Annotated in this window: 19 protein-coding genes and 1 pseudogene; 13 read left to right on the top strand and 7 right to left on the bottom strand. The window is 71.4% G+C overall.

Annotation, left to right across the window (positions count from 1 at the left end; all coding sequences use genetic code 11):
- Nucleotides 1–401: 401 nt before the first annotated feature.
- The 7 genes from AB0I10_RS24920 to AB0I10_RS24890 all read left to right on the top strand — a co-directional run bounded on the left by AB0I10_RS24920 (nt 402) and on the right by AB0I10_RS24890 (nt 6,216).
- Nucleotides 402–1,226 carry a HipA family kinase gene (locus AB0I10_RS24920; RefSeq protein ID WP_363154821.1) on the top strand — a complete coding sequence of 275 codons (825 nt, stop codon included), beginning with the start codon at nt 402–404 and terminating at the stop codon, nt 1,224–1,226.
- A gap of 150 nt (nt 1,227–1,376) precedes the next feature.
- Complete coding sequence (locus tag AB0I10_RS24915; RefSeq protein ID WP_363154820.1) at nt 1,377–1,772, top strand: DUF3037 domain-containing protein; 396 nt, start codon at nt 1,377–1,379, stop codon at nt 1,770–1,772.
- 219 nt (nt 1,773–1,991) lie between these two features.
- Nucleotides 1,992–2,753: a 3-oxoacyl-ACP reductase FabG gene (gene fabG, locus AB0I10_RS24910; protein ID WP_363154819.1), complete on the top strand. Its 762-nt coding sequence runs from the start codon at nt 1,992–1,994 to the stop codon at nt 2,751–2,753.
- 32 nt (nt 2,754–2,785) lie between these two features.
- Entirely contained in the window at nt 2,786–3,556 is a 771-nt protein-coding gene (locus AB0I10_RS24905; RefSeq protein ID WP_363154818.1) for an SDR family oxidoreductase, read from the top strand.
- A 163-nt stretch (nt 3,557–3,719) separates the two neighbouring features.
- A complete protein-coding gene (locus AB0I10_RS24900) occupies nt 3,720–4,685 on the top strand; it encodes an aldo/keto reductase (RefSeq protein WP_363154817.1) in 966 nt (321 codons plus the stop codon).
- 136 nt (nt 4,686–4,821) lie between these two features.
- Nucleotides 4,822–5,490: a uracil-DNA glycosylase gene (locus AB0I10_RS24895; protein WP_363154855.1), complete on the top strand. Its 669-nt coding sequence runs from the start codon at nt 4,822–4,824 to the stop codon at nt 5,488–5,490.
- 249 nt (nt 5,491–5,739) lie between these two features.
- The gene (locus tag AB0I10_RS24890) at nt 5,740–6,216 is read left to right on the top strand and encodes a hypothetical protein (protein WP_363154854.1); all 477 of its coding nucleotides are present in this window, start codon (nt 5,740–5,742) and stop codon (nt 6,214–6,216) included.
- Between the two features lie 908 nt (nt 6,217–7,124).
- Here AB0I10_RS24890 and AB0I10_RS24885 read toward each other — a convergent pair.
- Entirely contained in the window at nt 7,125–7,730 is a 606-nt protein-coding gene (locus AB0I10_RS24885; RefSeq protein WP_363154816.1) for a TetR/AcrR family transcriptional regulator, read from the bottom strand.
- Between the two features lie 114 nt (nt 7,731–7,844).
- Here AB0I10_RS24885 and AB0I10_RS24880 point away from each other — a divergent pair, with 114 nt between their 5' ends.
- Together AB0I10_RS24880 and AB0I10_RS24875 are read left to right on the top strand one after the other, a co-directional pair.
- Complete coding sequence (locus AB0I10_RS24880; protein ID WP_363154815.1) at nt 7,845–9,098, top strand: FAD-dependent monooxygenase; 1,254 nt, start codon at nt 7,845–7,847, stop codon at nt 9,096–9,098.
- Nucleotides 9,095–10,000 (top strand): Gfo/Idh/MocA family oxidoreductase, encoded by a 906-nt coding sequence (locus AB0I10_RS24875; protein ID WP_363154814.1) that lies wholly within the window; start codon nt 9,095–9,097, stop codon nt 9,998–10,000. The genes AB0I10_RS24880 and AB0I10_RS24875 overlap by 4 nt, the downstream gene beginning before the upstream one ends.
- On the opposite strand, the gene lnt is transcribed toward AB0I10_RS24875, so the two are convergent.
- From lnt to AB0I10_RS24855, 4 genes are all read right to left on the bottom strand, one after another.
- Nucleotides 9,972–11,525 (bottom strand): apolipoprotein N-acyltransferase, encoded by a 1,554-nt coding sequence (gene lnt, locus AB0I10_RS24870; RefSeq protein WP_363154813.1) that lies wholly within the window; start codon nt 11,523–11,525, stop codon nt 9,972–9,974. The two genes, AB0I10_RS24875 and lnt, sit on opposite strands and share 29 nt — an antisense overlap.
- Before the next feature lie 219 nt (nt 11,526–11,744).
- A complete protein-coding gene (locus tag AB0I10_RS24865; protein ID WP_363154812.1) occupies nt 11,745–12,227 on the bottom strand; it encodes a nuclear transport factor 2 family protein in 483 nt (160 codons plus the stop codon).
- Between the two features lie 60 nt (nt 12,228–12,287).
- On the bottom strand, nt 12,288–14,240 hold the full coding sequence (locus tag AB0I10_RS24860) for an ABC transporter ATP-binding protein (protein WP_363154853.1): 1,953 nt from the start codon (nt 14,238–14,240) through the stop codon (nt 12,288–12,290).
- 529 nt (nt 14,241–14,769) lie between these two features.
- On the bottom strand, nt 14,770–15,279 hold the full coding sequence (locus AB0I10_RS24855; protein ID WP_363154811.1) for a winged helix-turn-helix transcriptional regulator: 510 nt from the start codon (nt 15,277–15,279) through the stop codon (nt 14,770–14,772).
- A 149-nt stretch (nt 15,280–15,428) separates the two neighbouring features.
- On the opposite strand from AB0I10_RS24855, the gene AB0I10_RS24850 reads away from it, so the two are divergent.
- Nucleotides 15,429–16,196 (top strand): methyltransferase domain-containing protein, encoded by a 768-nt coding sequence (locus AB0I10_RS24850; protein WP_363154810.1) that lies wholly within the window; start codon nt 15,429–15,431, stop codon nt 16,194–16,196.
- A 268-nt stretch (nt 16,197–16,464) separates the two neighbouring features.
- The gene (locus AB0I10_RS24845; protein WP_363154809.1) at nt 16,465–16,962 is read left to right on the top strand and encodes an STAS domain-containing protein; all 498 of its coding nucleotides are present in this window, start codon (nt 16,465–16,467) and stop codon (nt 16,960–16,962) included.
- 145 nt (nt 16,963–17,107) lie between these two features.
- Here AB0I10_RS24845 and AB0I10_RS24840 read toward each other — a convergent pair whose 3' ends face one another.
- Together AB0I10_RS24840 and AB0I10_RS24835 are read right to left on the bottom strand one after the other, a co-directional pair.
- The gene (locus tag AB0I10_RS24840; RefSeq protein ID WP_363154808.1) at nt 17,108–17,596 is read right to left on the bottom strand and encodes a glutathione peroxidase; all 489 of its coding nucleotides are present in this window, start codon (nt 17,594–17,596) and stop codon (nt 17,108–17,110) included.
- A gap of 431 nt (nt 17,597–18,027) precedes the next feature.
- Entirely contained in the window at nt 18,028–18,840 is an 813-nt protein-coding gene (locus AB0I10_RS24835) for a TetR/AcrR family transcriptional regulator (protein WP_363154807.1), read from the bottom strand.
- 154 nt (nt 18,841–18,994) lie between these two features.
- On the opposite strand from AB0I10_RS24835, the pseudogene AB0I10_RS24830 reads away from it, so the two are divergent.
- Together AB0I10_RS24830 and AB0I10_RS24825 are read left to right on the top strand one after the other, a co-directional pair.
- Nucleotides 18,995–19,858, top strand: a pseudogene (locus tag AB0I10_RS24830) (siderophore-interacting protein); the annotation flags it as partial.
- 118 nt (nt 19,859–19,976) lie between these two features.
- Nucleotides 19,977–21,248: an aminotransferase class I/II-fold pyridoxal phosphate-dependent enzyme gene (locus AB0I10_RS24825; protein ID WP_363154806.1), complete on the top strand. Its 1,272-nt coding sequence runs from the start codon at nt 19,977–19,979 to the stop codon at nt 21,246–21,248.
- Nucleotides 21,249–21,375: the final 127 nt, after the last annotated feature.

Here is a 21,375-nt window from a genome sequence, read left to right as displayed (position 1 = left end):
TCGATGACTTTGCTCCAGGTCGAGGCCGTCGCGCGCGCCGTGCATGCCGCACAGCGGGACGAGGCGGGGCGCCGCTCGGCTGAGGATCTGCAGGCCAGGCCAGACGGTCGCCGACGGCATCCACGCGTGGGGCGGGAGCGATGAACTGGCCGCCGCCTGGCCGCACGACTCGCTGGAGGACGGCATGCTCAGCGAGCGGTAGCTCGACGAAGCGCGCGCAGCAGACAAAGGGCGTTGTGTGCGCGTCGGCCAGGCGCGCTGGTCGCAGATCGAGATCAGCGCCTAGTGGCTATCTTCTTAGCCAGATTCTCCCCAGGGCCTGTTCGCGGCGGATTCCCGGTTTGTGCGGGTCCGGATTTAATTGTTGATTGTAAGGCCGCTGGGTTAGATAACCTGGGAAAATGCTGACAGAAGTCACAGCGACCCGCTACGTCACGCCCTTGCGTGAGGGTGGATCGCTCCCGGGGATCGTCGAGGCCGACGATCTCGGTACTTACATCATGAAGTTCACCGGTGCGGGACAGGGCCGCAAGACGCTGGTCGCCGAGGTCATTTGCGGTCTGCTGGGCCGCCGGTTCGGCCTGCGGGTACCGGATCTCGTCCAGATGCAGCTCGACCCCGTGATCGGCCTCAGCGAGCCCGACCAGGAGGTGCAGGAGCTCCTGAAGGCCAGCGGCGGACTGAATCTGGGTATGGACTACCTCCCCGGGTCGCTCGGCTTCGATCCGCTCGCGTTCGAGGTGGACTCCCGTGAGGCGGGCCGCGTGGTGTGGTTCGACGCGCTGATCAACAACGTCGACCGCTCCTGGCGCAACCCCAACGCCCTGGTCTGGCACGGCGAACTGTGGCTGATCGACCACGGCGCCACGATGATCTGGCACCACAACTGGCCGACCGCCGAGAAGGCCGCGACCAAGCCCTACGACGCCTCCGACCATGTCCTCGCCACGTTCGCACCGGACGTCGCGGCGGCCGCCGCCGAGTTCGCGCCGCAGGTCACCGAGGAGATGCTGACCGGGATCGCGGCCCAAGTCCCCGACGAATGGCTGGTTGACGAGCCCGGCTTCGACTCCCCGGACGCGCTGCGCCGGGCGTATGTGGCCACACTGCTGGCCCGTGCCGGGACGATCAGCGACCACATCACCATCGGGGAGCCCACCAAGGCCAAGCCCTCCCAGGTGCCGGGGTGGCTGGCGGGCAGGCCGCCGCGGAGGGCAGTGAAGTGAGGGAGCGCAGCGAGCGAACCATGGAGAGGCGCGCGCCTCGCGAATGCGCGGCCGAGCGGAGCGAGGTTTCGGCGTGAGGGAGCGTAGCGAGCGAGCCATGGAGAGGTGCGCGCCTCGCGAGTGCGAGGCCGAGCGGAGCGAGGTTTCGGCATGAGCGGTCTGCACAACGGGCGCGATGTCTTCGAGTACGCCCTGCTGAAGGTCGTCCCGCGGGTCGAGCGCGGCGAGATGATCAATGCCGGAGTGGTCGTGTACTGCCACGCCCGGCGCTTCGTCGAGGCCCGGACGCATCTGGACGAGGCCCGGCTGCTGGCCCTGGATCCCTCGGCCGATGTCGAGGGCGTACGGGCTGCGCTCGGCGCCGTCGAGGGCATCTGCCATGGCGGCGAACAGGCCGGACAGGCGGCGGGGGACGACGCGGGGCGCCGTTTCCGCTGGCTGATCGCGCCGCGCAGCACGATCGTCCAGCCGGGGCCGGTGCACACCGGGCTGACCGCGGATCCCGCCGTGGAGGCGGAGCGGTTGCTGGAGCTGCTGGTGCGCTGAGCCGGGAACGGGCGGCGGCGGGCCGGGACGGGGCGGGATCGGGCCACGTCCCGGCCCGCGTCGCTGGTGAGGTGGGCAACGGCGCGGTGGTGGGGCGTTGACAGCGGGTGGCCTGGCTTCTAGCGTCAGCCCTGCTGAAGCTACTAAGCGGTTGCTCACCTTCGGGACCTGGTGGGCGACGGACCGCTTGTCGAGGTTTCGAGGGTGAGGAGAACCCGCATGTCCACCACCGAGCAGCGCGTCGCCATCGTGACGGGCGCGGCCCGCGGCATCGGCGCGGCCACCGCCGTACGCCTGGCCGCCGAGGGCCGCGCCGTCGCCGTACTCGACCTCGACGAGGCGGCCTGCAAGGACACCGTCGAGAAGATCACTGCGGCCGGCGGCAAGGCCATCGCCGTCGGCTGCGATGTCTCGGACGCGGAGCAGGTGGAGGCGGCGGTGGCACGGGTCGCGGCCGAGCTCGGCGCGCCGACGGTCCTCGTGAACAACGCGGGCGTGCTCCGTGACAACCTGCTGTTCAAGATGAGCGAAACCGACTGGGACACCGTCATGAACGTGCATCTGCGTGGCGCGTTCCTGATGTCGCGGGCCTGTCAGAAGCACATGGTGGACGCCAAGTTCGGCCGGGTCGTCAACCTCTCCTCCAGCTCGGCGCTCGGCAACCGCGGCCAGGCCAACTACTCGGCCGCCAAGGCCGGTCTGCAGGGCTTCACCAAGACGCTCGCCATCGAGCTCGGCAAGTTCGGCGTCACCGCCAACGCCGTCGCCCCCGGCTTCATCGTCACCGACATGACCGCGGCCACCGCCGAGCGCGTCGGGATGGGCTTCGAGGACTTCCAGGCCGCGGCCGCCACCCAGATCCCGGTGCAGCGCGTCGGCCGCCCCGAGGACATCGCCAACGCCATCGCCTTCTTCACGGGCGAGGCGGCCGGCTTTGTCTCCGGCCAGGTCATGTACGTCGCCGGCGGCCCGCTCAACTGACCGCCGCCCCACCGACTTCAGGAGTACCGAACATGACCGCACAGGACAGTGGGCTGCCCGAGCTCTCCGGCAAGGTGGCGCTGGTCACCGGTGGCAGCCGCGGCATCGGCCACGGCATCGCCCAGGCACTGGTCGCCCGCGGTGACCGGGTCGTCATCACCGGCCGCAACGAGGACGCCCTCAAGGAGGCCGTCGACAGGCTCGGCGCGGACCGGGTGATCGGCGTCGCCGGCAAGGCACACGACGAGGCACACCAGGCCGTCGCCGTCGAGCGCGCGATGGAGACGTTCGGCCGGGTCGACTACCTCGTCAACAACGCCGGTACGAACCCGGTGTTCGGCCCCATCGCCGACCTCGATCTCAGCGTGGCGCGCAAGGTCTTCGAGACCAATGTCGTCTCGGCGCTCGGCTTCGCGCAGCGCACCTGGCACGCGTGGCAGAAGGAGAACGGCGGCGCGATCGTCAACATCGCGTCCGTCGCCGGCCTCAACGCCTCGCCCTTCGTCGGCGCGTACGGCATGAGCAAGGCCGCGATGGTGAACCTGACGCTGCAGCTCGCCCACGAGTTCGCGCCGCTGGTACGGGTCAACTCCATCGCACCCGCCGTGGTGAAGACCAAGTTCGCGGCCGCGCTGTACGAGAACCGCGAGGAGGAGGCGGCGGCCGGGTACCCGATGGCGCGGCTCGGCGTCCCGGAGGACATCGGCGGGGCCGCGGCCTTCCTGCTGTCCGACGCCGCGGGCTGGATCACCGGGCAGACGCTGGTCGTGGATGGCGGGCTGTTCCTCAACGCCGGGGTCTGAAACGCCGGGGTCTGAAACGCCCGGGGTCTGAAACGCCGGGGCCCAGGGAGCCTTGCCTTGGCGTGCACTCCAAGAGGCAGAGTCTGTGGTGCCGGTCCTTTTCGGGGCCGGCACCACACTCATCAGCGGACCTCTTCGCGGACCTCTTGGACGGAGACACGCCATGCACTACCGCAGTCTCGGCGGCGATCAGGGGCCCCGGGTCAGCGCCGTCTGCCTGGGGGCGCTGCCGTTCGGCACCACCGTCGACGAGCGGACCGCCTTCGCCATCCTGGACCGCTTCGCAGAGGCCGGCGGCACCTTCGTCGACACCGCGAACAACTACGCCTTCTGGGTGCCCGGCGCCACCGGGGACGAGAGCGAGCTGCTGCTCGGCCGCTGGCTGCGCAGCCGGGGCGCGGCCGGCCGTACGGTCCTGGCGACCAAGGTCGGCGCCCGGCCCGACCCGGCCCGCGGCCCCCAGTGGCCCGCCAACACGGAGGGGCTGGGCCGGTCGGCCATCCGTGCCGCGATCGAGGGGAGCCTGCGCCGCCTGGGCACCGACCGGGTGGATCTCTACTACGCGCACGTCGAGGACCGCGGCGTCCCTCTGGAGGAGACCGTCGAGACGCTCGCCGGACTCGTCCAGGACGGCCGGGTCGGCACCCTCGGGGTCAGCAACCATCCGACGTGGCGGCTCGCCGAGGCCCGGCACCTCGCCGCCGGGCGCGGACTGCCAGGCTTCCGGGCCGTACAGCAGCGGCACACCTATCTGCGGCCGCGCCAGGGCCTGCCGTACGGCCTTCAGAGAGAGGCCGACGAGGAACTCCTCGACTACGCGGCGGCGCACCCCGGCCTGACGCTGCTCGGCTACTCGACGCTGATGCACGGCGCCTACACCCGCGAGGACAAGCCGCTGCCGGAACGGTATGACCATCCGGGCTCCGTGGCGCGGCTGCGGGTGCTGGCGGAGGTCGCGGCCGAGTGTGGGGCCACCGAGAATCAGGTGGTGCTGTCCTGGCTGATGGGCGGCCTGGTGCCGGTGGTCCCGGTGATCGGTGTGAGTTCGGTGGGGCAGCTGGACGAATGCCTGGCGGCGCTCGACGTCGACCTGGATCCGTACCAGCGGGCCCGGCTCGACACCGCGTGAGACGTGGCACGGCCCTGCCTCCGGCACCCGCTCCGGCCGGCGGATCCGGCCTGTGGACGGCGTTGTCAGTGGTCGCCGGTAAGTTCTGTGAGTGAGAACGCAACGCACACCGGAGGTTGTTGACGTGGTGACCGACATGCTGCCCGAATCCTGGCGCGGGGTCCTCGGCGAGGAGTTGGAGAGGCCCTATTTCAAGGAGCTCACCGACTTCGTCGAGCAGGAGCGGGCCCAGGGGCCGGTCTACCCGCCTCGTGAGGAGGTCTTCGCGGCGCTGGAGGCGACACCGTACGACCAGGTGAAGGTGCTGGTCCTCGGCCAGGACCCATATCACGGCGCGGGGCAGGGCCACGGCCTGTGCTTCTCCGTGCAGCCCGGCGTCAAGACGCCGCCGTCGCTGCGGAACATCTACAAGGAGATGAAGGAGGAGCTGGGCCACCCGGTTCCGGACAACGGCTATCTGATGCCCTGGGCCCAGCAGGGCGTACTGCTGCTGAACGCCGTCCTCACGGTCCGCGAGGGCGAGGCCAATTCGCACAAGGGCAAGGGGTGGGAGAAGGTCACCGACGCGGTGATCCGCGCCGTGGCCGCCCGGCCCGACCCGGCCGTCTTCGTGCTCTGGGGGAACTACGCCAAGAAGAAGCTGCCGCTGATCGACGAGGAGCGGCATGCCGTGGTGCAGGGCGCGCACCCCTCCCCGCTGTCGGCGAAGAAGTTCTTCGGCTCCCGTCCCTTCACCCAGATCAACGCCGCGATCGCCGAGCAGGGCCACGCCCCGATCGACTGGCGCATCCCCGACCTGGGCTGAGCCGCACCCCGGCGCGCCGCGCACACCGCGCGGAGCCTTCCCCTGGAGGTTAGCGTCAGGGGAAGGGCCGGGACCGGGACGCGCGGATCCGCCGGGCCGGACTGGGCGGCGGCGAGCGAACGCGGGGAGTGCGCGGTGGCGGAGGAGCAGCGAGGGGAGCAGTGGCGCGAGGAGCGGCGGCGAGCGGATCAGCGGCGGCGGGAGGACGCAGCCGAGGACGGTGTCCTGACCCGGATCGGGCAAGCGATCATGTTGCATCGCGCCGGTGACCGGGAAGAGGCGCGCAATCGCCTCTCGGAGCTATGGCACGAGATCGGGCCGCACGGCGACGCCTTCCACCGCTGCACCCTCGCCCACTACATGGCCGACACCCAGGACGACCCCAAGGACGAACTCGACTGGGACCTCAGGGCCCTGGAAGCGGCCGAGGGCTTTGTCACCGAGCGCGCCGTGGACACCGGCGCCGCCCTCGGAGCGACGAGCGTCGCCGACGGTCCCGGGCCGCGCCACCCCCTCGTCGCGCTGCGGGCGTTCTTCCCCTCACTGCATCTCAACCTCGCGGCCGACTACGCCGGGCTCGACCGGCTCGCCGACGCACGCGCCCAGCTGCTGCGGGCCCGCGCGTCGGCCAACGCTCTCGCCGACGGCGAATACCGCCAGGGGCTCAGAGAGGCGATCGAGCGTCTGGAATCGCGGATCGACGGGGCCGCCGGGCGTTCGTCGTAGCCGGGCGTACCTCATCACGCCCGCCTCATCACGCCCGCCTCATCACGCCCGCCTCATCACGCCCGCCTCATCACGCCCGCCTCATCACGCCCGCCTCACTACGCCCGCCTCACTCGGCGTACGTCAGTCGGCGTATGTCACTCGTCGTGGGGCCGGCCGCAATCCTGCCGCGCCGTGTCCCCATGCTTGCCGTCCCCATGCTTGCCGTCCCCATGCTTCCCGCCCCCACGCTTCCCGTGCCCGTACGCCTGGCCCGGGGCACAGCCGTCCCTGTCGGGTGGTGCGGCGAGCTTGTGCTCGCTCCGGGGCAGGTGGCGCTCACGGGGCGGTCCGGCTCGGCGAGCGGGTGCCCCGTCGCCTCCCCGGTCGGTGGGCCGAGGGCCGGCGTCGTCAGCGGCCGGGAACGGCCGGCTGCGCCTGCCCTGCCGGGCGCTCCCGCTACCGGCGTCGTCGGCCCCGGAGACCTGATCCCGACCCTCATCCCCATCCCCATTCCGATCCCCATCCCGACCCTTGTCCGGACGGATGCGGCTGCCCGGCGACAGCGAAGGCGACCGCGACTGTGATGACGACCGCGACTGTGATGACAACTGCGACGGCGATTGCGAGGGTGGCGGGGGCACCACCATCGCCACCCGGTCGTCGCCGGGGGCCTGAACGCGGGGACCCCGCGGTTCCACGGAGAGCGAGGGCGGCCCGGGTAGGGGCTCAGGGACGGTACGAGGCGGGTCGGTCGAGCAGCTGGCGACGGTCGTCGCGACCGCCGCCGCCAGAACCGGCCCCGCCAGAATGGCCACAGCGAGTAGTCGGCGCACCCGCGCAACTGTCCTTGACGTATGGGCGTTTGGGAATGCCCCCCAGGGGTGAACGGTGCATCGCCGAGGGGACGCGGTGGCGCGCGGCCGGCGCTATCGGCGGAGCATGCCGTCGAGAAGTTCCGCGCAGGAGGCGCGCAGCGCGTCGCGCGTCGGGACCGCGGCGTGGAACTGGCCCGCCGTGCAGGAGAACAGCACACCGTCGCACCAGGCGACCATGCTGAGCGCATGCCGTTCGGGGTCGGTGGACCCGGCCGCCACCAGCATCGCCGCCATCGGCTCGCGGAAGGCGCGGCCCGCCCGGTCGTAGATCGCCCGCAGCTCGGGCCTGCGGGTCGCCTCCAGCGCCAGCTCGTAACGGGCGACGACCAGCTGCCGGTGCCGGGACAGATAGCGGTGCAGCGCCAGCGAGAGCGCGTCGGCGACCGCCGCCGCGGCATCGCCCCCGGCTGCCGCTGCCGTCGGGGCGTGCGGCATCTCGCCCGGCGTCAGAACCGCCGTCTCGCGTTCGGACAGCCGCCGTACCGTCGCCTCCAGGAGGGCCGCGCGGGTGCGTGCGAGATTCGACGTGGAGCCCTGCGGCAGCCCGGCCGCTTCGTCGACGGCCCGGTGGGTCAGTCCGCGCATCCCGCGCTCGGCGAGCAGCGCCAGTGCCGTATCGGCGATCAGCTCATTGCGGGGGGTGCTGCGGACGGTCATGGCAGGTGAGCCTATCGCGCTAACTACAGGTGTAGTGTGGAGTCGCTGGAACTACAGGTGTAGTTCCAGTGGAAGGCATCGACAGGAGCGGTCGGCAAGAGCACGGGAGGGATCATGGGGCAACGCACCGCGATCGTGATCGGCGGCGGGATCGGCGGGCTCACCGCCGCGGTGGCCCTGGACCGCCGCGGCTGGTCGGTCACCGTCCTGGAGCGCGCTGCCGCGCTGGAACCGGTCGGCGCCGGCATCGGTCTCGCGCCCAACGCCCAGCGCGCGCTGGACGCGATCGACGCGGGTGACGCGGTCCGCGCCATGGCCGCTTGGCAGGCGGCCGGCGAGATCCGCCTCCCCGGCGGCCGCCGGCTGGCCCGTACGGACAACGGAGCGGCCGTCCGGCGCTTCGGCGGCCCGGTCGTCATCGCACACCGCGCCGCACTGATCGGCCTGCTCGCGGCCCGGCTGCCCGAAGGCGCGATACGCACCCGAGCCGCGACCGAACTCGTCGATGCGGGCGACCCGGTCCAGGGGGGCCGCCCGGCCCGTGTACGGATCAAGGGAGCCGAGGGCGGCGAGCCCGACGAGGAGCTCACCGCCGACCTCGTAGTCGCCGCCGACGGCATCCACTCCGCCGTCCGCCGCGCACTCTTCCCCGGCCACCCCGAACCCCGCTACGCAGGCTTCACCACCTGGCGCTTCGTCGCCCCCGCGCCCGCGCACCCGTATACGGCCCATGAGACCTGGGGCCCCGGCAGCCTGTGGGGCACCGTGCCGCTGCACGACGGACGCGTCTACGCCTACGCCGCCGCAGCGGTGCCGCCCCGGGGGCGGGCCGCGGACGGCGAACGGGCCGAACTCCTGCGCCGCTTCGGCGACTGGCATCACCCCGTTCCCAGCCTCCTCGCCGCCGTCGACCCGGCCGCCATCCTCCGCAACGACGTCCGCTCCGCGGCCGCCCCGCCGCCCGCCTTCCACCGAGGGCGGGTCGCCCTGCTCGGTGACGCCGTCCACCCCATGGCCCCGAACCTCGGCCAGGGCGGCTGCCAGGCCATCGAGGACGCCGTGGTGCTGGCGCATGAGGCCGCGCCGGACGCCGATCTCGGCGCCGCGCTCGCCGCGTACACCCGGCAGCGGATGCCGCGCACCATGGACGTGGTACGGCGGTCCGAGCGGATCGGCCGGCTCACCACCTGGCGGTCCCGTCCGGCCTGCGCGTTGCGCGCCGCCCTGATGGCCGCGAGCGCCCGCCTCGCGCCGGATCTCGCGCTGCGCAGCCTGGACGGCATCGCGGACTGGCGGCCGCCGGCCGCCACGTATGCTTCCGGGGCGCGGGGCACCAGGACCGTGGAACTACCCGAGGAGAGCGAGTGAAGGTCGGCTGCATCGGACTCGGTGATATTGCCCAGAAGGCGTATCTCCCCGTGCTGGGCACACACCCCGGTGTCGAACTGCATCTGCAGACCCGTACCCCGGCCACACTCCAACGGGTCGGCGAAACCTATCGACTGACGGGTAGCCAGCTCCACACGGACCTGGACTCGCTGCTCTCCGCCGGCCTCGACGCGGCCTTTGTGCACGCGCCGACTTCCGTGCACCCCGAGATCGTGACCCGGCTGATCGAGGCCGGCGTGCCGGCCTATGTCGACAAGCCGATCGCCTACGACCTCGCCGAATCCGCGCGCATCGTGCGGCTCGCCGAGGAACGAGGAGTGGGACTGACCGTCGGCTTCAACCGCCGCTTCGCACCCGGATACGCCCAGTGCCTGGAGCACGCCCGCGATCTGATCCTGATGCAGAAGAACCGCATCGGCCTCCCCGAGGACCCGCGCACCCTGGTGCTCGACGACTTCATCCACGTCGTCGATACCCTGCGGTTCCTGGTCCCCGGCGAGATCGAGCAGGTGGATGTGCGCGCCAGGATCCGCGACGGGCTGATGCACCATGTCGTCCTGCAGCTCTCCGGTGACGGCTTCACCGCCATCGGCACCATGAACCGCCTCAGTGGCTCCTCGGAGGAGATCCTCGATGTCTCCGGGCACGACACCAAGCGCCAGGTGACCAACCTCGCCGAGGTCATCGACCACAAGGGGCAGCCGACCGTGCGCCGCCGCGGCGACTGGGTGCCGGTGGCCCGCCAGCGAGGCATCGAGCAGATCGTCCTCGCGTTCCTGGACGATGTACGGGCCGGCCGGCAGCCGTCCGCCCGCGACGCGCTGCGCACCCACGAGCTGTGCGAACGGGTGGTCACCGAGGCGCTCGCGCAGGCCGCCTGACCGTCCGCAGCCCTGCGAGGGCGCCGACCAGGCCGTAGAGCACGAGGGCGCCCATCGCCCCGTACAGCGCCCAGTCACCGAACCGGGTGTACGGGCTGGTGCCCTCGGCCAGCGGCAGGTCGTAGACGGCGACGGCGCTGCGGTCGGTGTCCAGCCGCTCGCCGACCGGCTCGCCGCGCGGCCCGTACACCGCGCTGACACCGGTGAGCGTGGCGTGCACCATGGGCCGCCAGGTCTCCGCGGCGCGTAGCGCGGCGAGCGAGGCGTGCTGGGCGGGCGCCCAGCTGTCCTGGAACGTCGAGGTCGAGGACTGGGCGACGAGCGCCTGTGCGCCGTCGCGCGCCAGACGGCGGCTCATGTCGGGGAAGGCCGTCTCGAAGCACACCAGCGGCCCGATGCGCAGTCCGTCGGCCGCGGGGACCGGCAGCACCACCTGGTGGGTGCCTCGCAGGCGGTCGGTGGTGGCGGCCTTGCCGACCTGGGTCGCCCAGCCCAGGACGGCCCTGGCCGGTATGTATTCGCCGAACGGCACCAGCCGCATCTTGGCGTAGCGTTCACCGATCGGCCCGTCCGGACCGATCAGCACCGCGCTCTTGTAGATGCCCGGCCGGTCCGCGTGCGGCGCGTCGGTGTTGACCAGCAGGTCCGCGCCCGTCCGGCGGGACAGCGCGGCGAGGCGGGCGGCGAGGGCGGGGCGTTCCGCCGGATCCCGGTAGAGGCTGCTCTCGCCCCAGACGACCAGCCGCACCCCACGGCCCGCCAGGGAACGGGTCAGCGCCTCGCTGCGGGCCAGCCGCCCTTCGGGGCCGTCGCCGAGGCCCGGCTGGACGACCGCGATCCGCACCGTGCCCGCGGACCGGGGGAGCGGTGCCCAGAGCCAGGCGGCGGTGCCGGCGAGCGCGCACACCAGCAGTCCGGCGACGGCGGGCACCCGGGCCGCCGGGCGGGCTATCAGCTCGGCGAGCGCGGTGTTCACCGCCACGATGAGCAGGGTCAGCAGCCACACCCCGCCGATCGACGCCAGCCGCAACGCGGGTGGCAGCTGCCACTGGCTGGCGCCCAGCAGCCCCCACGGGCCGCCCAAGTATTCCCAGGACCGGACCAGTTCGACCATCAGCCAGCCGGACGGCACCAGCACCAGGGCGGCCGCGTATCTCCCGCCCGCCGCCCGCCGCCTTTCGGGCGCGCCGCCCAGCAGAGCGCGCACCAGCAGCCCCCATGGCGCCCACAGCGCACCGAGCAGCAGCGCCAGTACGAGGATGAAGACGTGCAGGCTCGGCAGCAGCCAATGGTGGACGGCCAGTATGAAGCCGGCACCACCCAGCCAGCCGTCCAGCAGTGCTCGCCGGTTCGTCGGCGCCGACATCACCAGCAGCAGCCACGGGACCAGAGCGATGTATGCCAGCCACCACCAGGACGGGGCGGGGAAGACCAGGACCGGCAGCGCGCCGGCGAGCGCCACGGCCACGCCCCGTTTCCAGGGGGAGGCGAGCCACCGCGCCCGGTGGCCGAGCGGTCTGGGCATACCGTCTCCCCTCTTGCCGGATTTCTCCGGTGTGCACCGGAGTCTGCCGTGTCCCGCCAGTGTCCGCCGGTCGGGCGGCCGGTGTGTGCGGACGGCCAGTGTGCGGGGGGCGGACCGATCAAGAAAAGAGTGCGTCCGCGGTCCGTCTTCCGCGGCGCGTCCGCATCCGTACGGGTCAACGCGTCCGCATTCGTACGGTGCAGCGCGGCTGGCGGAGGCTCAGTCGCCGGCGGGGCGTACCTGCCGCCACTTCTCGTGGACGACGACCTCGGTCAGCCGCCAGCCGTCGGTGGTGCGGCGGGCGGCGAAGCGGTAGCGGCCGCCACAGGTGTAATCGGGGGCGGTGGCCCCGTCGCCGGTGTCCGTCGCCAGGTCGGCGAGGCGCATCGGATTGAGGTAGTCGGCCTGGACGGTGGCCGTGTCACCAGGGGCGCCGTCGCGCCGTGCGAGGGTGATGCGGCGGTTCACGATCAGATGCTGGCGTACGGAGAAGTGGCGCAGGGTCTCGGCGAGCCAGGCCGCGATCTCTTCGGTGCCGCCCTCGATGCCTCCCGCGGAGCGGTAGTCGGCCCGGCCGTCGTGGGTGAACAGAGCCCGGTAGCCCGGCCAGTCGCCGTCGTCCACGGCGATGGCGTATCCGGTGATCAGATCGTCGATGGCGAGGCGGTCCATGACAGTCGAGTGTTCCGAACGCTGCGTCATCGCCTCAGTTTTCGGCATGCGGAGGTCCCCGCCAAGGGGCGGGGACCGTCCGGCGTGCCGTCAGCGGACCAGCGCCGTCTCGCCTGCGAAGTCCGGGCCGGTGCCGAGTGCGTCGTCCGGGCTGATGCTCACCACGTCATCCTGGCCGGAATCCGACGTCGTGAACTGCGTCCGGTACAGCTCCGCGTACCGCCCCTCCGCCGCCAGCAGCGTCTCGTGCGTCCCCCGCTCGACGATCCGCCCGCCCTCGACGACGAGGATCACGTCGGCGGCCCGTACGGTCGACAGCCGGTGCGCGATCACCACCGAGGTCCGGCCTTCCAGCGCCTCGGTGAGCGCCTCCTGGACGGCCGCCTCGGAGGTGTTGTCCAGGTGGGCGGTGGCCTCGTCCAGGATCACCACCCGGGGGTGGGCGAGCAGCAGCCGGGCGATCGTCAGCCGCTGCCGTTCGCCGCCGGAGAGCCGGTAACCGCGCTCGCCGACGACGGTGTCCAGGCCGTCGGGGAGGGAGCCGACCAGCTCCTTGAGCCGGGCGCGGCGCAGTGCGTCCCACAGCTCCGCATCGGCCGCCTCCGGCTTGGCCAGCAGCAGGTTCTCGCGGATCGAGTCGTGGAAGAGATGCCCGTCCTGGGTGACCATGCCGAGCACGTCACGGAGTGAGGCGGCGGTCAGGTCGCGTACGTCGTGCCCGGCCAGCCGGACCGCGCCGGCATCGGTGTCGTACAGCCGAGGCAGCAGCTGCGCGATGGTCGACTTGCCGGCGCCCGAGGAACCGACCAGGGCGACCATCTGGCCCGGCTCGGCGCGGAAGGAGATGCCGTGCAGTACCTCCTCGCCGCCCCGGGTGTCGAGGCTGGCGACCTCTTCCAGGGACGCGAGGGAGACCTTGTCGGCGGACGGGTAGCCGAAGTGTACGGAGTCGAACTCCACCGACACCGGGCCCTCGGGCACCGCGCGGGCATCCGGCTTCTCGGAGATCAGCGGCTTGAGGTCCAGCACCTCGAAGACCCGCTCAAAGCTGACCAGCGCGCTCATCACCTCGATATGCGCGCCGGAGAGCGCGGTCAGCGGGGCGTAGAGCCTGGTCAGCAGCAGGGCGAGCGAGACGATCGCACCGGCCTCCAACTGGCCGCGCAGCGCGAAGAACCCGCCCAGCCCGTAGACGACGGCCAGTGCCAGTGCGGAGACCAGGGTCAGCGCGGTGACGAAGTACGTCTGCACCATCGCCGAACGGACGCCGATGTCGCGCACCCGCCGGGCTCGGGTGGCGAATTCGGCGGACTCACGGGACGGGCGGCCCATCAGCTTGACCAGGGTGGCGCCCGGAGCGGAGAACCGCTCGGTCATCTGCGTGCCCATCGCGGCATTGTGGTCGGCGCCCTCGCGCCGCAGATCGGCCAGCCGCCGGCCCACCCGGCGTGCGGGCAGTACGAACACCGGGAGCAGTACCAGCGCGATCAGAGTGATCTGCCAGGACAGGCTCAGCATGACGGCGAGGGTGAGCAGCAGCGTGACGATATTGCTGACGACTCCGGAGAGGGTGTCGCTGAAGGCCCGCTGGGCACCGATGACATCGTTGTTGAGGCGGCTGACCAGAGCTCCGGTGCGGGTACGGGTGAAGAACGCGATGGGCATCCGCTGCACGTGGTCGAACACGGTGGTCCGCAGGTCCAGGATCAGCCCTTCGCCGATGCTCGCCGACAGCCAGCGGGTCAGCAGACCGAGGCCCGCCTCCGCGACCGCGATGGCGGCGATCAGCCCGGACAGTCCGACGACGAGGCGGGACGAGTCGCCGCCCACGATCGCGTCGACCACCCGCCCGGCGAGCAGCGGGGTGGCGACCGCGAGCATCGCCGTCACCGTGCTCAGCACCAGGAACCACATCAGACGACGGCGGTGCGGGCGGGCGAAGGCCAGGATGCGGCGCAGGGTGGTGCGGGAGAACGGGCGCCTGCCTTGCTGCGCGGTCATCGTGCTGTGCAGCGAATGCCAGGCGGTGACTTCCATGTCCATCGCGGCCTCCAAGGTGTCGTGGTCGTCACGGGAACGATCGCCGTGGCTGACCGGCGACATGAAAGGAACCTAGGACCTAAACCAATCTTGAGGTCAAGGGATTCCCGTTCGGTCACTCTCCGGGGTACCTCCGGGGGTGCCTTCATGCTCGGGGCGATGCGGGCGATGGGGCCGGTGCCGTCGATCGGGCTGGCGAGTCCGGCGACGTCGGCGAGTCCGGTGAACCCCGTTGAGCCTGCTGAAGCGCTGATGGCAGGGCTGATGGCAAGGCTGAACCCGTCGGTACGATGGCCGGCATGCGACGCGGGGGCGAGGGCGACAAGGGCGGGGCCGCATCGACGGCCGCTGGGCGGTCATCGAAGCCAACGCCGCCTGGGCGAGCGGCCGTTACGCCAGCGACCCGGAACTGACCCTGGACATCGTCCTGCGTGCCGCCGGCCCGGCGTCGCGACTGGCCGCCCGCGATCTGCCGTTCGTCAGGCCGAGCGCGCGCTGACGCAGGACGGGGCGCGGTGGCTTCTGGCGTCCGTCAGGACCGGGGCGCCCGGGACGCGATCAGCGGGCCGATCACCCGAGTGCCCGGCCCGACCTGGCCGCCGGGGCCGGGGAGCTGGGTGGTGTTGTCCACGGTGAGCGGTTCGCCGCAGTGCGCGCAGGCGGCGACCATCGTGGTGTCCCGCTCGCAGGCCAGATGGTGGACTCGGGCCGGCGGCCCGGCCGCGCCCGCGTACCAGCGGTCGCCCCAGTTCATCAGGGCCAGCAGTACGGGGTAGAGCTCCGCCCCCTTGGGCGTTGCGACGTAGTGCTCGCGCGGCGGCCGCTCCTGGTAGCGCTCGCGGGCCAGTACGCCCTCCTCGACCAGCCTGGACAGCCGGGCGGTGAGGACCTTGCGGGAGATTCCCAGGTCATGGGCGAGATCGTCGAAGCGGCCGATGCCGGTCAGGACGTCGCGCATGATCAGCGCTGTCCACGCGTCGCCGAACAGGTCGGTGGCGCGCGCGATCGAGCAGGCTACGTCGGAGAGGGGGGTGCGGGTCACACTTCGAGAGTATCTGAGTTCCCTCAGGAAACTAAGGATGGTAAGTTCCCTCAGGGAACTCGTCAGGGGGTTCCCTGGGTTCCGCTTGGGTCCCCCTGGGGTCACCTTGGAGATCCTCGTCTTTGGGCCGGCGGCCGAGGGAGAAGTTGATGGGCAGCGCTCCGCTGATCGAACTGGACTCACCCGCCCCGGAGGCGGTCGACGGGCGCCAGATCCGCGCCGTCGCCTTCCAGGACGTGCGCCTTGCGTACACGGCGCAGGTACTGGAACGCGTCGGCCGCGATACGGCCGGGCGCGCCCTGGTGGTGGGCAGCGGCCGCGGCCTGCTGGCGCGAGGTCTGGCCGGCCTCGGCTTCGACGTCACCGCCGTCGATCCGTCCCGGTCCGCGACGGCGATGGCACGCGCGGCGGCCGACCGGGAACACCTCGACATCGACCACCGCACCGCACCCGCGGAGCGCCTCGAACTCCCCACCGCCGAGTTCGACCTCGTCTACCTCGCGGACACGCTGGAGATCACAGCGGGTCCCGGCCGGGTGATCGAACAAGTCGCCTGCGCCCTCACGCCCGACGGCGTCCTCGTCTACGACACGGTCAACCGCACCCCGGTGTCCCGCCTGGTCTACCTCGTGGCGTTCCAGGGCCTGCCGATGACCCGGGTCATGCCGGCCGGCCGCTATGCCGCGCGCCGCCTCCGTACACCGGCCGAGGTCGCCGCGTTCCTGGCACGCCACGGCCTGCGCAATGCCGATATCTGCGATTTCAAGCCACGCACCGTGCGCAGCCTGATCACCGCCGTCCTGGCCCGGCGCCGGGGCCGGATCACCGACGACGAGGTCGCGCGCATGGTCGACTTCGAACTCGCCCCTGATGCCAGCCCGTTGGTCACCTATCTCGGTTACGCACGCAAGGCATGAGCGAGGGCGGCGCCACCCATCTGGATCGCTCTGCCCCGGCTCCCTTCGGGATGACTTTGAGACAACTAATTTTCGTGGCACCGGACGGGACTTGACGCCCCGTCCGGTGGGTATGCCGTAGACGCGTAAGGGCTACAGCCGACGACCCGGATACGTCGGATCCGCCAGGATCGCGCCGGGCGCTCCCCTCACCTTCCGTACGCCTCCTCCGCACGCGCGTTGGCGAAATCCCGCGTCCCGCGCACTGGCACGAAAGTGGGTCGGGCTGATGATGGACGAGGGCCAGGACGTCGTGGGCCGGGACACCGAGGGCCACGACTGCGCGGGCCAGGACTACCAAGGATTCGTCGGACGCATACGAGCGGCGGGCACCACCACCGTGCTCGAACTCCGGGGCGAGCTGGACATCTTCGCCGTGGCGGTGCTGTCCGACCGGCTGGACGATCTCACCGGCGGCCGCCCCGATCTGCTCCTCGACCTGCGCGCGGTGACCTTCATGGACTGCGCCGGGCTGTCCCTGCTGGTCCGCGCCGGGCAGCGGACGCGGGACCGGGGCGGCCGGCTGCGGCTGACCGGCGTCGCCGCCGGGGGAAGCGTCGCGCGGCTGCTGCGGATGACCGGCCTGACCGGCGAGTTCGAGATCGTCGCCGACCGCCCCGCCACCCATGGGCTCATTGTCGAGGGCATCGTGGCCGACCACATCAGCATGATCGGCCGCGTCGCCGTCTCCGGCGTCACGGATGTCGCGGATGGCGCTGTGGTGTAGCCGTGGTGTAGCCGAGGTGCAGGGATGGAACGGTGCAACTATGGGTGTAGAGGCGCAAACTGGGATGTAACGGCACTGATCGCGCGCCGCCGGGCCGGCCGGTCCGTAGGGGCGAGGCATCCGGTCGGCGCGCTGTCAGGGCGGGTCAGGCGGGCAGTGCCGCCTCGATGGCCGCGACCAGTTCATCGGCCTCCGGCTCCGTACGCGGCCGGAACCGGCCCACGACCTCGCCCTTGTGGTCGATGAGGAACTTCTCGAAGTTCCACTGCACATCGCCGGACGCGCCCTCGGCATCCTCGGTGCCGGTCAGCACCTCGTAAAGCGGGTGCCGGGCCTGCCCGTTGACGTCGGTCTTCTCGAACAGGGGGAAGCTGACCCCGTACGTCGTCGAGCAGAACGTGGCAATCTCCTCCGCGGTGCCCGGCTCCTGGCCCGCGAACTGGTTACTGGGGAAGCCGAGCACGCTGAAGCCGCGGGCCGCGTAGCGCTCCTGGAGCCGCTCCAGACCCGAATACTGCGGGGTCAGCCCGCACTTGGACGCGACATTGACGACCAGCAGCGCTTTGCCGCGGTGGTCGGCGAGCGAAGCGGGCTCACCGGTCAGGGTGCGCAGCGGAATGTCGTACAGGCTCACGGGCATGCTCCTCGTTGCGGGGCCGCGGACAGGGACGGCCATCATCGGTCACAACACCGGCGCCCGGCCGGTTCTTCCCCGGTTCGTCCACCGGCCATGACACGACCGGCCGAAGCGCGCCGGCGCGCCAGTCCTTGAGCAGCTGATCGAAGATCGGCGTGCCCTCCTCCGGTGGCCGGGGGACGTACGGGGGCGCGGGCGGCGGGGGCTGGTGCGGGCCGGAGATGCGCTGGAAACGGTGACCGGCGGTCGGTTTGGCGTCCATGTCCGGACTCAACCCGAAATCTGTCTCCGAGTTGCGGGGCGGGGCCGCTAGGGCCGTCAGATGCCCCTCCGGTGGTGACGGGCAGAAACTACGTTCCAGCGGGTCGCACCTGACTCCGGGGCGAGTTGGGGAGACGCCCATGGTGTGCGCGGGGGAGCCCCCGGCCTTAACGGCCTTTCTGGATCGTCGCCTCGATCCCGTCGAGGATTACGGTCAGGCCGACCTCGAAGGTCGTCTTTGCCTCGCGTTCCATGTAGGGCACTGAGTCGTCGTAGGGTGCCGAGTCGCCCGGGTGGTGGGAGGCGCCCTCGGTTTCCAGGCGGACGACGAGCGGGAAGCGGTCCGAGAAGTCGGGGACGATTTCGCCGAGCACGGTGGAGCGGGACTGCCACCACTCCTCGTCGGAGACGCCCGTCGCCGCCGCGGCCAGCCGCGATTCCGTGACGGTCTGCGCGGACCCACGGACGAAATGGAAGAGCGCCCCGACGATCCGGCGAAGCGCGGCGGAGGGCAGTTCCGTCGCGTACAGCAGGCGTACCAGCGTCTCCAGGGCGACATATTCGTTGGGGCCGAGGACCGGCCGCGCCTGGGACACCTGGAGCACCCACGGGTGGCGCAGATAGAACTCCCAGGTGTCTTCGGCCCAGGACGTCACGGCGGCCCGCCAGCCCGGTGCGAGGTCGTAGTCGGTGGGCAGCTCGGCGAGCGCGCGGTCGTACATCAGGTCCACCAGCTCGCTCTTGCTGGGGACGTAGGTGTAGAGCGCCATCGCGGTACGCCCGAGGCGGTCGCCGACCGCGCGCATGGACAGCGCCGCCATGCCCTCGGCGTCGGCCACCGCGATTCCCGCGTCGACGATCGCGTCCACGCTGAGCGCCGGTTTCGGTCCGGGGGTCGATCGCGTTCCCGCGGAGCCCTCGGTGCGCCACAGCAGCGACATCGAACGGCGGGGGTCGCCCTGGCCGGCGAAGAGAACCACTTGCAACTCCTTACGGCATAAAGTAATCTCGGCGGAGATAACTCTTTACGCTGTAAGGATATCAGGGGGAGGTGTGATGGAGGTTCGCGGTGCGAGGGAGGACGGCTGCCGGCCCACCCCACCCCCCACCCACTCACCCTGCATGGAGGATTCGATGGCGGACGTACCCGTCGCGCTCATCCAGGTCACCGACGTCCGGCGGATCACCCCGCACATGGCCCGTATCACCTTCGCCGGGGACGGACTCGACGACTTCCCCACCTGGCCCGACCAGCAGCTCAAGCTGTGCTTCCCCAAGCCCGGCCAGACCGAGCCCCGACTGCCCGACGAGGGTGCGGACGGCGACGTCATGCGCTGGTACCAGGCATTCCTCGCCATCCCCGAGAACGAGCGGCCATGGATGCGCAGTTACACGGTGCGGTCCTACGACCCGGCCCGTCAGCGGATAACCGTCGACTTCGTCCTGCACGGCACATCCGCGTCGACAGCGGACACGGCGAGTGGTCCGGCGACCCGCTGGGCGGCCTCCGCGTCCGTGGGGGACACCCTCGCCCGGTACGGCCCGGCGGCGATCTACGCCAGACCACTGCCGCTCGACACCGCCGACTGGCTGCTGCTGGCCGGCGACGAGACGGCACTGCCGGCTATCGGCTCCCTCGTCGAATCCTTGCCCCCGGGCGCCCGCGCGGTCGCCTATATCGAAGTGGCCGACGCGGCGGAGGAGCAGACCTTCCCCACCCGGGCCGACCTGACCGTGCACTGGGTGCACCGCAACGGCATCGAAGCCGGGCACGGTGACGCCCTGCTGAGCGCCCTGCGCGAGGCCGGCCCGTTCCCGTCCGGCTCGGTGTTCGCCTGGCTCGCCGGCGAGGCGGGCGCGGTGCGTGGGCTGCGGCGACACCTGGTGGGGGAGCGCGGCATCGACAAGCGTCAGATCGACTTCACCGGCTACTGGCGCCGCAAGCTCACGCAGGACGACGCTCCGACAGAGGAGGACCTGGCCGAGGCGCAGGAGAGAGTCGTGGCCGGCGGGGGAGGGGGGGCAGGGGTAGGCCTGCCGGACCCTGGCCGGTTTGTATTCTCGGCAGGCGCCACCCATCGACCCGGCCCTCGAGCGGCCCCTGAGAGGAAACACCATGACCACCGAGCTGAGCCCCGACGCCCTGACCGGGCTCCTTGACCGGGCCCGCCAGGACTACCAGGACCTCGCGGGACGCGGGCTCTCGCTCGACCTCACCCGGGGCAAGCCGGCACCGGAGCAGCTCGACCTCTCCGAGGACCTGCTGAGCCTGCCCGGCGGGCGGTACACCTCCACCGACGGCACGGACGTGCGCAACTACGGCGGGTTGCAGGGGCTGCCAGAGCTCCGGGAGATCTTCGCCGGGGTGCTCCAGGTGCCGGCAGGGCAGCTGCTCGCAGCCGGGAATTCCAGCCTTGAGCTGATGCACGACTGCCTGGTGCACGCCCTGCTGAGCGTGCTGCCGGGCGCCGAATCGCGCTGGGTGGAGCAGGAGCGGATCGCGTTCCTGTGCCCGGTGCCCGGCTACGACCGGCACTTCGCGCTCTGCGAGAGGTTCGGGATCGACATGATCCCGGTGCCGATGACCGCCGAGGGCCCCGACATGGATGTCGTGGAGCGGCTCGTCGCCGAGGACCCGGCGATCAAGGGCATCTGGTGCGTACCGAAGTACAGCAACCCGGACGGCGTCTGCTACACCGACGAGACGGTGGCCCGCCTCGCCGGCATGCGCACTGCCGCCCCCGACTTCCGGGTCTTCTGGGACAACGCCTACGCCGCCCACCACCTCACCGACGAGCCCGCCGAGATCGCCGATCTGCTCGCGGCCTGTGCCGAGGCCGGGAACCCGGACCGGGCGTTCGTGTTCGGATCCACCTCGAAGATCACCGCGGCCGGCGCGGGCGTCGCCTTCTTCGGCGCCTCCCCCGCCAATGTGCAGTGGCTGCTCGCCAACAACGCCAAGCGCTCCATCGGCCCCGACAAGGTCAACCAGCTGCGCCACGTCCTCTTCCTGCGCGACGCGGAGGGCGTACGGGCCCACATGGCTCGCCAACGCGCCCTGCTGCAGCCCAAGTTCGAGGCCGTGCAGCGCATTCTGGAGGCCGAGCTCGGCGGCACGGGCCTGGCCAAGTGGACGCAGCCCAAGGGCGGTTACTTCGTCACCCTTGAGGTACCGGACGGCTGCGCCGAGGACGTCGTACGCCGGGCGGCCGAGGCCGGCATCGTGCTGACCCCGGCCGGCGCGACCCACCCGTACGGCGACGACCCGCGCGACGCGACCATCCGGATCGCACCCAGCTACCCGGGCCTGGCCGACCTGGAGCAGGCGATGCTCGGGCTCACCACGTGCGTACGGCTCGTCGGGTACGAGCAGCGCCTCGCCCGGTAGGGTCTGCCCGGCCCTGATCCATCGGACAGACCCTAGTGACCTGAGTCGGAGATTCTTCGTTGGTTTGGTGTGAATCATCGTGGCCCGAAGATCCCGCCGTTGTCGGTAACGGATGCCCAGCAGGCCG

Source organism: Streptomyces sp. NPDC050636, from assembly GCF_040654775.1.
GTDB lineage: Bacteria > Actinomycetota > Actinomycetes > Streptomycetales > Streptomycetaceae > Streptomyces.
The sequence above is the reverse complement of the archived record's forward strand: the minus strand, read 5'-3'. Positions and strand labels throughout refer to the sequence as shown.